We start from the raw sequence: 12,107 nt of genomic DNA on the forward strand, positions 1-12,107 counted from the left end.
TACCTCTCCCAGCGTGTAACACCGGTAGGTCTTCCTTCCTTACCCGCGTCACTGTGACTCAGGCCCCCCGCCACGGGCGGCGGCGATCCGATCGGCGTAGGTCTGTGCCTCGCTGTCGTCGGTGTACCGGGTGCGCGGCCAGAAGAAGCCCCGCAGCCCGTCGCCCTTGGTACGCGGCACCACGTGGGTGTGCAGATGCGGGACGGACTGGGACACCTTGTTGTTCATCGCCACGAACGTCCCACCCGCCCCCAGGGCGGCCTCGACCGCCACCGCGAGCCGCCGGACCAGCGCGAAGTAGCCGGGCAGCAGGTCGGCCGGAAGCTCGGCGAGGGTCACCAGGTGCACACGAGGCACCACCAGCACGTGCCCCTTGAACACCGGACGGGTGTCCAGGAACGCCACCCCGTCCGGTTCGTCCGCGACCCGGAACGCCGGCACGTCACCCGACACGATCCCGCAGAACACGCACCCGCTCATCGCCCCAGGCTATGTGGTCGGCCCCGCGGGACACGCCCCCCGTGCATCCATCGACTGTGGTAGTCATTTACGGGTCTGAATCAATTGGGGGGAAGGACGCACCTTGCGCATCAGAAGAGGCACGACCCTGGCGATGGCGGTCCTGACCGCCGGGCTGCTCACCGCCGCGATCCCGGGAGCCGCCCAGGCAGTCGCCGCGCCGACTGCCACCCCGCTGTCGTTGCCGGCGGTGTCCGACGTGGTGTCCGCCGGTGACCGGGTCTTCGTCAGTGGAGGCCGTTCCTCGACCGACGTCGTGGTGGCCAACGCGACGGGTGCGGTGGTCGGCACCCTGTCCGGCCTGCCCGGCCCCACCGACCTGCTGCTCAGCGCCGATCGGCAGACCCTCTACGTGGCGCTGCCGAGCGCCAACGCCATCGCCGCCTTCAACACCGGGTCGCTTGTCGAGTCGGCCCGGTACGACACCGGCGAGGGGGAGTGCCCGTCGTCGCTCGCGTTGACAGGGCGCTACCTGTGGTTCGGCTACGGCTGTGACCAGTGGGGCGGCAACATCGGCCGGATCGATCTGGGACGCCAGCCGGCCCTGGTGACCACCGGGGTGGCCACCGGCCAGGACTTCTACGACGCCCCGCTGCTGACCGCCGCCAGTCAGAACCGTTCGGTGTTGCTGGCCGGGCAGCCCGGGTTGAGCCCCGCGTCGGTGTACGCGTACACGATCGGCGCCGGGGGCGCACTGAGCGCGCCCCGGGAGAACGACTTCATGGCGGTCGGCAGCAACCTGCGGGACGTCGCGCTCGACCCCACCGGCACCACCGTCTTCACCGCTTCCGGCTCCCCGTACAAGGTGCAGGCGTTCCCGTTCGCCGACATCAGCACCCCGTCGGCGACCTACGACACCGGTGCGTACCCGAGCGCCGTCGAGGTGTCCCGCGACGGCACCAAGATCGCCGGCGGAGCGGACGCCTCCTATGACCCGGACGTGTTCCTCTTTCGGGTCGACGGCACCGAGTTGGCCCACTTCGAGCTGAACGACGAGCTCAGTCCGGGCGCGCTGGCCTGGGCGCCCAACGGAGCCCGGGTCTACGCGGTGTCCTACGACTGGACCGGGGTCCGCCCGGTCACCCTGCACGTCCTGCCCGTTCCGGCCGGCTGACCGGCTCGCCGGCGGATCGTCGGCGTGTGCGGGGCCGGGCCAGACGGTCCGGCCCCGCCCGGAGCGCGGGTTCCGTTCCAGCCCTCTCCGTCGGGGCACTAGCCTCACCAGAATGAGTCACGGCTTCGAGACGCTCGCCATCCACGCCGGTCAGGACCCTGAGGCCCGCACCGGCGCGGTGATCCCGCCGATCTACCAGACCAGCACGTACGCGCAGGACGCCGTCGGCGCGCCCCGGCTCGGCTACGAGTACAGCCGCTCCGGCAACCCGACCCGCGACGCCCTTCAGGAGTGCCTGGCCGCGCTGGAGGGCGGGCCAGTGGGCCTCGCCTTCGCCAGCGGGCTGGCCGCGGAGGACACCCTGCTGCGGGCCGTCTGCCAGCCGGGCGACCACGTGATCATCCCGGACGACGCGTACGGGGGCACCTACCGGCTCTTCGCCCGGGTGGCCCAGCGCTGGGGCCTGGAGTTCAGCCCGGCCAAGGTCTCCGACGTGGCCGCGGTCCGGGCCGCCGTGCAGCCCGGCCGGACGAAGATCATCTGGGTGGAGACGCCGACGAACCCGCTGCTCGGCATCGCCGACATCGCCGCCCTGGCCGGTGTGGCGCACGACGCCGGCGCGCTGCTGGTGGTCGACAACACCTTCGCCTCGCCGTACCTGCAGCAGCCGATCGCGTACGGCGCGGACGTGGTGGTGCACTCCACCACCAAGTACATCGGCGGGCACTCCGACGTGGTGGGCGGCGCGCTCGTCGTCGCCGACGCCGCGCTCGGCGAGGAACTGCGCTACCACCAGAACGCGATGGGCGCGATCAACGGCCCGTTCGACGCCTGGCTCACGCTGCGCGGCATCAAGACTCTCGGCGTACGGATGGATCGGCACTGCGACAACGCCGAGCGGCTCGCCGCGTACCTCGACGGGCACGCCAAGGTGGCCGAGGTGCTCTACCCCGGGCTCCCCTCGCACCCCGGTCACGAGGTCGCCGCCAAGCAGATGCGCCGCTTCGGCGGCATGATCTCGTTCCGGGCCGCCGGCGGCGAGGACCACGCCGTGGAGATCTGCAACCGGACGACGCTCTTCGTGCTCGCCGAGTCGCTGGGCGGCGTGGAATCCCTGATCGAACACCCCGGCCGCATGACACACGCAAGTGCTGCCGGCTCGCCGCTTGAAGTTCCCGGCGATCTCGTGCGACTGTCTGTCGGCATCGAGACGGTCGACGACCTGCTCGCCGATCTGGAGCAGGCGCTCGGCTGACCGCTGGGGAGGATGGCCGTGCAGGACATCATGGCGACCTGGGTCGGGGCGACCGCCAAGCAGATCGCCCGGGGCGTACGCCGGGGTGACGTCTCGGCCACCCAGGTCGTCGCCGACCACCTGGAGTACATCGCCTCGGCCGACCGCGAGCTTGCCGCGTTCCGCGCCGTTCGTGGCGGCGAGGCGATCACCGAGGCCGAGAAGGTCGACGAGCAGGAGGACCTTGCCAACCTCCCCCTGGCCGGGGTGCCGGTGGCGGTCAAGGAGAACACCCCGGTCGCCGGGCTGCCCACCTGGAACGGGTCGGCGGCCGTACGCACCGACGTCGCGGAGGCCGACCACGAGGTGGTCCGCCGGCTGCGCGGCGCCGGCGCGGTGATCCTCGGGGTCACCCGCATGCCGGAGCTGGGGCTGTGGGCGCTCACCGACGACGACAGCGCGGTCACCCGCAACCCGTGGGACAACACGCGTACCCCCGGTGGCTCCTCGGGCGGCGCCGCCGCCGCGGTCGCCGCCGGACTGGTGCCGATCGCGCACGCCAACGACGGGCTCGGCTCGATCCGCATCCCGGCCGCCTGCTGCGGCCTGGTCGGTCTCAAGCCCGGTCGGGGCGTGGTGCCCTGCCAGCTCGGCGCGGACGACTGGTTCGGCCTCACCGAGCACGGAATGCTCACCAGCACCGTCGCGGACGCGGCGGTCGGCTTCTCGGTGCTCGCCGGCCGGCGAGCGGAGAAGCTGGTCCCGCCGCAGCGGCTGCGGGTGGGCGTCTCACTGCGCTCGCCGGTGCGCGGCGTCTCCCCGGACGCGCCGAACCGGGACGCCGTGGCCACCGCCGGCCGGCTGCTCGCCGCCGCGGGGCACGACACCGTGCCGGCCGATCCGGTCTACCCCACGGCCCTGGGCCTGCAGGGCATCGCGACCTGGTTCGCCGCTGCCGCCGCCGACGTCCGGGCCGCCGGGCTGGACCGCCGTGGCCTGCAGCGCCGTACCCGGCGGCACGTCGCGCTGGGCGAGTGGGCGCAGCGCAGAGGCTACGTCCGGGAGGCCGACCGGGCCGCCTGGCGGCAGCGGTCGGTCGACTTCTTCACCGACCACTCCGTCGACCTGCTGCTCACCCCCGCGCTGGCCAGCGCGCCGCCGGAGGCCGGACGCTGGTCCGAGCGGTCCTGGCGGGCGAACATGTCGGCCAACATCCGGTACGCCCCGTACGCCGCGCCGTGGAACATGGCCGGCCTGCCGGCGATCGTGGTGCCGGTGGGCCGTCGACCGGACGGCCTGCCGGTCGCCGTGCAGATCGTCGGCCCGCCCGGCTCGGAACTGCTGCTGCTCGGCGTGGCCGGTCAGTTCGAGATGGCCGCCCCGTGGCCGCGGCACGCCCCCGGTTACCCCCTCGTCGGCACGGGGTCGCCGGCCGTCGCATGATCGTCTAACGTGTGCGCGCACCGTCGCGCGGACCCGAAGGACACCCATGCGCTGCCAGACCTGCGGGGACGCCACGTCCACCGAGCACAACGACTGCCAGCGCTGCTACACACCGCTGGGGCAGCCCGCCGTCACGCCGGGGTTGCCGACCTACCGCGTCCGTGGGATCGGCCTGGCCGCAAACGTCGCCGTGGGCGCGACCGCCGTGTTCTACCTGGTGGTGTCGTTGTCCCCGCTGATCGGGATCGTGATGGCCCGGCAGGCCATGGCCAACGACGACACGGACCTGCTGCTCGGCGCTGCCGTCGTCGGAGGGCTGTTGGCGCTGCCCATGGTGGTGGCGCACCTTACCGCCGCCGTGCTGGTGATCATTTGGACGTGGCGGGCGCGGAAGAACACCGACGCCTTCCCTGGCGCGCTGCCGACGCTCGGGGCCGGCTGGGCGATCGCCGGCTGGCTGGTGCCCTTCGCGAACTTCGTGGTGCCGGCCCGTGTGGTGGCGGGCGTGGCGAGGGACAGCCTCTGGCGGCGGTTCACGCCGACCCTCGTGGTCGTCTGGTGGTGCGCCTGGCTGGTGTTCAGCGTCGGCGGGCGGCTGACCAGTCGCGCCGACGAGAAGGCGTACGACAGGCTGCCGGAGACCCCGTTCACCGACGCCGGCTACCAGGCGTACGTCGACTACTACGGCGACTCCCTGCTCCGCAACGCCCTGCCGGCGGTGGCCTGCGCGGTCTCCGCGGTCACGCTGATCCTGCTGATCCACCGGATCTCCGCCGCACAGGAGGCCCGGATCGCCCGTGCCGCCCCGGTGTGGCCGACCGCCCCGGTGTGGCCGGCCCAGGCGTGGCCGGCGGCCCCGGCGGTTCCGGCGTTTCCCGCCGCCCCGGCCCCGGCCCCGGCCCCGGCGGCCCCGGCCCCAGCCCCGGCGCAGCCGGCGTCGGACGCGCCCACTGCGTGATCCACTTCAGGTCGGCGATGTTGCGGTGTCGGGGCACGGTCGATACCGCGACGTCGGGGATGTCGAGTGGATCAACCCGGTGTCGCCGCAGGGGGCACCATGGCCGGGTGGCACGATCGGGGCATGACGGAACTGGTCGGCCTCGACGACGTACGGGCTGCGCGGAAACTACTCGCCGACGTCGTCCGGACCACCCCGCTGGAGCCCTCCCGGCCACTGAGCGCGGCACTGGGCGGACCGACCTGGCTCAAGTGCGAGAACGTGCAGCGCGCCGGCTCGTACAAGGTGCGGGGCGCGTACGTGCGGATCTCCCGGCTCTCGGCGGCCGAGCGCGAACGCGGCGTGGTCGCGGCGAGCGCCGGTAACCACGCGCAGGGTGTGGCTCTCGCCGCCGGCCTGGTCGGCACGCACGCGACTGTCTTCATGCCGGTCAACGCGCCACTGCCGAAGGTCGCCGCCACCAAGGGGTACGGCGCGCAGGTCGAGCTGGCCGGCAACACGGTGGACGAGTCGCTGGTGGCGGCGCAGACGTACGCCGAGCGCACCGGCGCGGTGCTCATCCACCCGTTCGACCACCCGGACGTGATCGCGGGGCAGGGCACGGTGGCGTTGGAGATCCTCGAACAGTGCCCGGACGTGCGGACGATCATCACCGGCGTGGGCGGTGGCGGCCTGATCTCGGGCATGGCGGTGGCCGCCAAGGCACTGCGGCCGGACGTACGCATCATCGGTGTGCAGGCGGCCGGCGCGGCGGCCTTCCCGCCCTCCCTGGTGGCCGGGGAACCGGTCCGGCTGCCCGCGTTCGCCACCATCGCGGACGGAATCGCGGTCGGGCGGCCGGGGGAGATCACCTTCAACCACGTCCGCAAGCTCGTCGACGAGATCGTCACGGTCACCGAGGAGGACATCTCGCGTGCCCTGCTGATGCTCCTGGAACGCGGCAAGCAGGTCGTCGAGCCGGCCGGAGCGGTAGGCGTCGCGGCGCTGCTGGCCGGGGTGGTGGAGGTGGAGACGCCAGTGGTCGCGGTGCTCTCCGGTGGCAACATCGACCCCCTGCTGATGCTGCGGGTGATCGAGCACGGTCTGGCGGCCGCCGGACGATACCTGCGGGTAACGGTGCGGTGCTCCGACCGGCCCGGCCAGCTCGCCTCGTTGCTGAGCCAGATCGCCGAGCACCGCGCCAACGTGGTGGACGTGGAACACCAGCGGGCCAACCCGCACCTGAGCCTCGGCGAGGTGGAGGTGGCCCTGTCGGTGGAGACGCGCGGCGTGGAGCACTCCGACACGCTGATCAGCGCGCTGCGCGCCAGTGGTTACCAGGTGGTCTTCGCCGCCGAGGCGTGACACCAACGTGTGTCACACCTCGGCGGCGGTACGCCTCGGTCGGCGCTCAGGCGCCCTCGGGGCGCTGGTGCCCGGTGGGATCGGCGACGGTGGTGCGGGGCCGCGTGGCTCTCAGCCGGAGAACGGCTCGAAGCTGACCACTGTCACCTTGATGTCGGCGCCGCTCGGGGCCGTGTAGGTGCAGGTCTGCCCGGCGCGACCACCCAGGATCGCCTTGCCGAGTGCCGACTCGGGGCTGTAGACGGTGAGGTCGGTGGTGGCGGCGATCTCCCGCGAGCCGAGCAGGAAGGTCTCGGTGTCGTCGGCGTCGTCGTCGAAGTAGATCGTCACGACCATGCCGGGCGACACCGCGTCGGCCGTCGGGGCCTCGCCGACCTTGGCGGTGCGCAGCAGCTCCTGCAGGTAGCGGATGCGACCCTCGGCCTTGCCCTGCTCCTCGCGGGCGGCGTGGTAGCCACCGTTCTCGCGCAGGTCGCCCTCCTCGCGGCGGGCGTTGATCTCGGCTGCGATCGCCGGACGGTTGGCGATGTGCTCGTCGAGCTCGGCCTGGAGGCGGTCGTACGCGTCCTGGGACAGCCAGGTGGCGGGCGCCTCGTTGCCAGTGGACACAGGCGTTCTCCTCAGTTGTGCGTGCTGGCTGACAGGTGAACTACCAAGTTACCAGTGCGGTACGACACAGCGTGTCGGCGATCACCGCCGGTGTCCGGATCCGGCACGGGCGGTAGACCCGCCGGTGCGGGTTGTCCGAGGGCGCTGCGGGGCCGCGTATCCGCAGTTCAGGTGGGAGGCCGGCAGCGCAGCACCTCGCCGATGAACGGACGGGCGGAGGTGCTCAGCCGGTGCCGGGTGGTGACGTGCCGGTCGCCGGGTGCGGCGGTCACCGTGATCTCCGTACGGGCCACCTCGACGCCGGCGCGGTCCCGGGCGCGCAGCACACAGACCGCCGATCCGCCCGGCGGCACGGTCACCCGGAAGTCGACAACCACCTGACTGTCCGTGATGTCGGTGTACGTGATCACCTGGGCGTCGTAGACCGGGTCGCCGTACTGCCGGTAGAGCCGCAACGAGATCAGGCTCAGCACCGCCACCAGCACCAGGAGCACCAGCGCGGCCAGCAGCGTACGGCGGCGGCCTCCGCCGGGTGCCCGGCGTCGGCCGTAGCGCCCGGCCGGAAAAACCGGCGCGCCCGGTGAAATTGTGGCGTGCGTCTCGGTCACCGGCGGGTATCTCCTGGCGTTGTTGTCGGCGGCATCGGCAAGAATGGCAGGAGTCCATCCTCCCAGCCCGGCCAAACGGCAGGAATGGCAGGTCGGGCCCCCGTGGTGCCGACCGGCGGCGGGGTGCGGAGGGTCCCGGCAGGTCAGCCGGTCGAGCCCGGTCGGGTCTACCGTCCGGCACAGACGAGGAGCGCCGAAGTTGGCAGAGCAGCTGCGTCTCATGGCCGTCCACGCGCACCCGGACGACGAGTCGAGCAAGGGTGCGGCGACGATGGCGAAGTACGTCGCCCAGGGGGTGGACGTGCTGGTGGTGACGTGCACCGGCGGTGAGCGCGGCAGCGTGCTCAACCCCAAGCTCGACCGGCCCGACGTCTGGGCCAACATCGCGGACATCCGGCGCGCCGAGATGGACGCCGCCCGGGCGATCCTCGGCGTCGACCAGGCCTGGCTCGGGTTCGTCGACTCCGGCCTGCCCGAGGGCGACCCGCTGCCGCCGCTGCCGGAGGGCTGCTTCGCCCTCCAGGACGTCGAGGTGGCGGCCGGCCCCCTGGTGCGCCTGATGCGTGAGTTCCGCCCGCACGTGGTGACCACGTACGACGAGGAGGGTGGCTACCCGCACCCGGATCACATCATGTGCCACAGGGTGAGCGTGGCCGCGTTCGAGGCCGCCGGTGACCCGGAGCGCTACCCGGAGCTGGGCGCTCCCTGGCAGCCGCTGAAGCTCTACTACGACATCGGCTTCTCCAAGGCCAAGATCATGGCCCTGCACGAGGCCATGCTCGCCACCGGCGGTGAGTCGCCGTACGAGGAGTGGCTCAAGCGCTGGGACGAGCGTCCGGACAAGGGCCCTCGCATCACCACCCGGGTGGACTGCGCCGAATACTTCCCCGTCCGTGACGACGCGTTGCGCGCCCACGCCACCCAGGTCGACCCGGACGGCTTCTGGTTCCACGTGCCCATGGAGCTCCAGCAGCGTGCGTGGCCGACGGAGGATTTCGAGCTGGCGCGCACCGTGGTGGACAGCCCGCTGCCCGAGTCCGACCTCTTCGCCGGAGTGCGGGAGACGGCGCACGCCGGCTGATACCCGGCCGGGGGCTACTGTGGTAGGTAATCGCACATCGGAGGAACGCCATGCTGACCGCTGCACAGGTGCTCGCGGAGAACAACTTCGGGGACACCCGCACGGGTGGCCTGGCCGGGCCGATGGGCCTCTTCCTCATCCTGCTGTTGGCCGCCGCGACCATCCTGCTGATCCGCAACATGAACGCCCGACTGCGGCGTCTGCCCGACCGGTTCCCCCAGCCGGGGCGGTCGGTCGATGCGACCAGGACCGACGCTTCAGTCGTCGATCCGACAGACGGGATCAGCGCGCATGATTCATCCACGCCCGCTCCCAACGGGCACGAGCAGCAGCGGAACGGGTAGTCCGGGCATGATTCACGCCGAACCGGGTGGTGGACCCCTGTTGCGACCACCCGGTTTGGCTTAGCCTTCCGCCGGGGGGACCAAAAGTCCCCGAGCCGTGCGCGGAAGGGGGCGCCGATGACTGTCACAGCACCGGCCGCCCGCCGTACCGTCGGTCGGTCGGCTGACGGGGGAGGTCGATGACCTCCGGCCCGGCCGGCGACCCGTTCGACCGGCTCGGGGTCCACGGCATGCCTGCCCGGCTGCTCGTGCTGACGGCTGCGGTGACGGTGACGGCTCTCGTCGCCGCCGTGGTCGGTCTGACCCTTCCGACCGGGCTGCCGTCCGACGATCCTCTCGGTGGTCCGGCCCGCTTCGGCATCGCCGTAGCCGTCCTCGCCGTGGCCCAGCTCGCCCGGCTCCGCTTCCGCAGTTCCGCCGGGATGGTCAGCATCACCTGGGGCGAGGCGGCCCTGATCGTCTGCCTCTATCTCGCGCCGGCCGGCTGGCTGCCGTCGGCCACACTGCTCGGCACCGGGCTGGCCTGGACGGCGCTGTCGCTGCACAGTGACCGCCGTCCGCCGCTGGAGATCGTCCGGATCGCCGCGTCGCTGACTGCCGCGTCGGCGCTGGCCGTGTCCGTGACCACCGCCCTGGGGCACCCACTGCTCACCGCGCCGACACCGATGTTGGCGCTGGCCGTGATCGCCGGTTCGGTGACCTACCTCCTGGTGACCGCATGGCTCGGTGGGGTGACGCTGGGGCTGCGACACGGGCTGCCCATCGGGCCGCCGCTGCTCGCCGCGCTGCGCAGCAAGCTGCTGATGTTCGTGGGTAACGTGGCGGTCGGCCTGGTCGTGATCGCGTTGCTGGAGTTGGATCCGCGCTGGTTGCTGCTGCTCCCGCCGTTGCTCTGGCTGCTGCAACAGACCTACCGCTACCGGCTGCGCGCGGACCAGGAACGCCGTACGTGGCGTGCCTTCGCCGAGGCCACCGCGGCCCTCAACCAGCTCGACGAGCGGGGCGTGGCCAGCGCGGCGGTGACCGGCGCGCTGGCGCTGTTCAACGCCGAACTGGTGGACGTGGACGTGGCCCGGGCCGACGGCAGGTGGCGCCGCTACCGGGGGGACGCCGGCGGTCAGCTGCTCGACCGGGAGGTGAGCCCTCCGGACCGGTCCGAGCCCGACGAGTACGAGTTGGTGCGGCCCCTGTCGGTGGGCGCCGCTCCGGTCGGCCAACTACGGGTCCGGTTCCCCCGCTCCGCTCCACCCGCGATGAGGGAACGGGACGCGGTGGCGGCGTTCGGCGACGCGCTCGCAGCGGCGCTCCACGATGCCGCGACCCATCGTGAACTGCGGCTGGTCACCGCCCGATCGTCGTACGAGGCGGTGCACGACCCGCTCACCGGTCTGGCGAACCGCACGGCGATGCTCGGCAAGGGCGACCAGTCGCTGCGGCAGCTCGCCCACGATCACCCGGTGGCGCTGCTGCTGCTCGACATCAACCAGTTCAAGGAAGTCAACGACACTCTCGGGCACGCGGCCGGCGACCAGTTGCTGCGACTCACCGCCAACCGGCTCAGCGCGCTGGCCCGGCCCGGTGACCTGCTCGGCCGGCTCGGAGGCGACGAGTTCGCGCTGCTGCTCACCTCGGTCCCCGTGCTCGGCGATCGGGCCGCGCCGATGGCGCACGCGCTGCGGCAGGCTCGTGAGATCGCCGAGCGACTGGCCGCACCGACCGAGGTGGCCGGGGTGCGGATGTCCATCGAGGTCTCCGTGGGGGTGGTGGTCGCCGACGCCGGCACCGCCGACCTGACCGAGCTGCTGCGCCGCGCGGACATCGCGATGTACCAGGCCAAGGAGGGCGGCGGCAGCGTCGCCGCGTACGACAGCACCCGGGACGCGGCCAGCACCGACCAGTTGGCTCTGCTGGCCGAGCTGCGTGAGGCGCTGAAGGTTGACGACCAGTTGGTGCTGGCGTTGCAGCCGGCGGTCGACCTGGCCACCGGCGCACCCACCGGTGTGGAGGCGTTGATCCGCTGGCAGCATCCCCGGCGCGGCTGGCTGAGCCCGGCCGACTTCATCCGCCCGGTGGAGAACAGCGAGCAACTCGGCACGTTCACCCGCTACGTGCTGGACAAGGCGCTCGGCGTGGCCGCCGGCTGGGCCCGCGAGGGGCTGGACGTCCCGATCTCGGTCAACCTCTCGGCGCGCAGCCTGCTCGACCCGCGGCTGCCGGCGGAGATCGCCGACGCGCTGCGTCGACACCAGGTGCCACCGCACCGGCTGGTCCTGGAGATCACCGAGACGGTGGTGATGAGCGAGCTGGAGATCATCGACGAGGTGCTCGCCAAGCTCCGGTCGATGGGTGTGCAGCTCGCGGTGGACGACTTCGGCACCGGTTTCTCCTCGTTGACCTTCCTCACCCGGATCGCCGTGGACGAGTTGAAGGTGGACCGCTCGTTCGTGATCCGGATGGCCGACTCTCCGGAGGCCGCGGCCATCGTCCGGACCACCGTGGGGCTCGCCCATGAGCTGGGGCTGCGGGTGGTCGCCGAGGGCGTGGAGACGGCCGAGCAGCGACTGGCCCTGGCTGAGCTCGGCTGCACGTCCGCGCAGGGCTACCACTTCTTCAAGCCGATGCCGGCGGACAAGATCGGTGCGGTGCTCGGATCGCTGCGCGATTCGGCCGAGTCGAACGTCTTCCGCCTGCGCGCCGACGGCGCCTCCTGACCGACCGCGCCAGCAGCGCCTCCGGAACGCTCGCGCGGCCTCACCCGCCTTCCGTGCTCGATGGTGGAGGTCGGACGGGGCATTCGATCGCCGCGGAAGGCTCTACAGTCGATTGAGCCTCGTGGATCTACCAGGCTGCGGG

11 protein-coding genes are annotated in these 12,107 nt (G+C 72.1%); 8 read left to right on the forward strand and 3 right to left on the reverse strand.

Annotation, left to right across the window (positions count from 1 at the left end; translation table 11 throughout):
* Positions 1-48: 48 nt before the first annotated feature.
* Positions 49-480 (reverse strand): HIT family protein, encoded by a 432-nt coding sequence (locus AB0K10_RS00890; protein ID WP_363678602.1) that lies wholly within the window; start codon positions 478-480, stop codon positions 49-51.
* A 103-nt stretch (positions 481-583) separates the two neighbouring features.
* Between AB0K10_RS00890 and AB0K10_RS00895 the strand changes: the two genes are divergently transcribed.
* From AB0K10_RS00895 to ilvA, 5 genes are all read left to right on the forward strand, one after another.
* Entirely contained in the window at positions 584-1,633 is a 1,050-nt protein-coding gene (locus AB0K10_RS00895) for a WD40 repeat domain-containing protein (RefSeq protein WP_363678604.1), read from the forward strand.
* A 112-nt stretch (positions 1,634-1,745) separates the two neighbouring features.
* Complete coding sequence (locus AB0K10_RS00900; protein ID WP_363678606.1) at positions 1,746-2,888, forward strand: cystathionine gamma-synthase; 1,143 nt, start codon at positions 1,746-1,748, stop codon at positions 2,886-2,888.
* Between the two features lie 12 nt (positions 2,889-2,900).
* A complete protein-coding gene (locus tag AB0K10_RS00905; protein WP_363678608.1) occupies positions 2,901-4,310 on the forward strand; it encodes an amidase in 1,410 nt (469 codons plus the stop codon).
* 46 nt (positions 4,311-4,356) lie between these two features.
* Entirely contained in the window at positions 4,357-5,268 is a 912-nt protein-coding gene (locus AB0K10_RS00910) for a DUF4328 domain-containing protein (protein ID WP_363678610.1), read from the forward strand.
* A 123-nt stretch (positions 5,269-5,391) separates the two neighbouring features.
* A complete protein-coding gene (gene ilvA, locus AB0K10_RS00915; RefSeq protein WP_363678612.1) occupies positions 5,392-6,612 on the forward strand; it encodes a threonine ammonia-lyase in 1,221 nt (406 codons plus the stop codon).
* 111 nt (positions 6,613-6,723) lie between these two features.
* On the opposite strand, the gene greA is transcribed toward ilvA, so the two are convergent.
* Positions 6,724-7,221, reverse strand: a complete 498-nt coding sequence (gene greA, locus AB0K10_RS00920; RefSeq protein WP_266248993.1) for a transcription elongation factor GreA — start codon at positions 7,219-7,221, stop codon at positions 6,724-6,726.
* 167 nt (positions 7,222-7,388) lie between these two features.
* Positions 7,389-7,829: a DUF4307 domain-containing protein gene (locus AB0K10_RS00925; RefSeq protein WP_363678614.1), complete on the reverse strand. Its 441-nt coding sequence runs from the start codon at positions 7,827-7,829 to the stop codon at positions 7,389-7,391.
* A 199-nt stretch (positions 7,830-8,028) separates the two neighbouring features.
* Here AB0K10_RS00925 and mca point away from each other — a divergent pair, with 199 nt between their 5' ends.
* From mca to AB0K10_RS00940, 3 genes are all read left to right on the forward strand, one after another.
* Positions 8,029-8,910: a mycothiol conjugate amidase Mca gene (gene mca / locus AB0K10_RS00930; protein WP_363678616.1), complete on the forward strand. Its 882-nt coding sequence runs from the start codon at positions 8,029-8,031 to the stop codon at positions 8,908-8,910.
* 50 nt (positions 8,911-8,960) lie between these two features.
* A complete protein-coding gene (locus tag AB0K10_RS00935) occupies positions 8,961-9,254 on the forward strand; it encodes a hypothetical protein (RefSeq protein WP_363678618.1) in 294 nt (97 codons plus the stop codon).
* Between the two features lie 230 nt (positions 9,255-9,484).
* Positions 9,485-11,965 carry a bifunctional diguanylate cyclase/phosphodiesterase gene (locus tag AB0K10_RS00940; RefSeq protein ID WP_363679550.1) on the forward strand — a complete coding sequence of 827 codons (2,481 nt, stop codon included), beginning with the start codon at positions 9,485-9,487 and terminating at the stop codon, positions 11,963-11,965.
* Positions 11,966-12,107: the final 142 nt, after the last annotated feature.

The sequence above is a fragment of the Micromonospora sp. NPDC049274 genome, from assembly GCF_040678875.1.
Taxonomy (GTDB): domain Bacteria; phylum Actinomycetota; class Actinomycetes; order Mycobacteriales; family Micromonosporaceae; genus Micromonospora.

Coding starts and splice junctions, on each gene's coding strand:
- AB0K10_RS00890 (WP_363678602.1), bottom strand. CDS start 480: ATGAGCGGGTGCGTGTTCTGCGGGATCGTGTCGGGTGACGTGCCGGCG.
- AB0K10_RS00900 (WP_363678606.1), top strand. CDS start 1,746: ATGAGTCACGGCTTCGAGACGCTCGCCATCCACGCCGGTCAGGACCCT.
- AB0K10_RS00905 (WP_363678608.1), top strand. CDS start 2,901: ATGGCCGTGCAGGACATCATGGCGACCTGGGTCGGGGCGACCGCCAAG.
- AB0K10_RS00910 (WP_363678610.1), top strand. CDS start 4,357: ATGCGCTGCCAGACCTGCGGGGACGCCACGTCCACCGAGCACAACGAC.
- ilvA (WP_363678612.1), top strand. CDS start 5,392: ATGACGGAACTGGTCGGCCTCGACGACGTACGGGCTGCGCGGAAACTA.
- AB0K10_RS00935 (WP_363678618.1), top strand. CDS start 8,961: ATGCTGACCGCTGCACAGGTGCTCGCGGAGAACAACTTCGGGGACACC.
- AB0K10_RS00940 (WP_363679550.1), top strand. CDS start 9,485: ATGCCTGCCCGGCTGCTCGTGCTGACGGCTGCGGTGACGGTGACGGCT.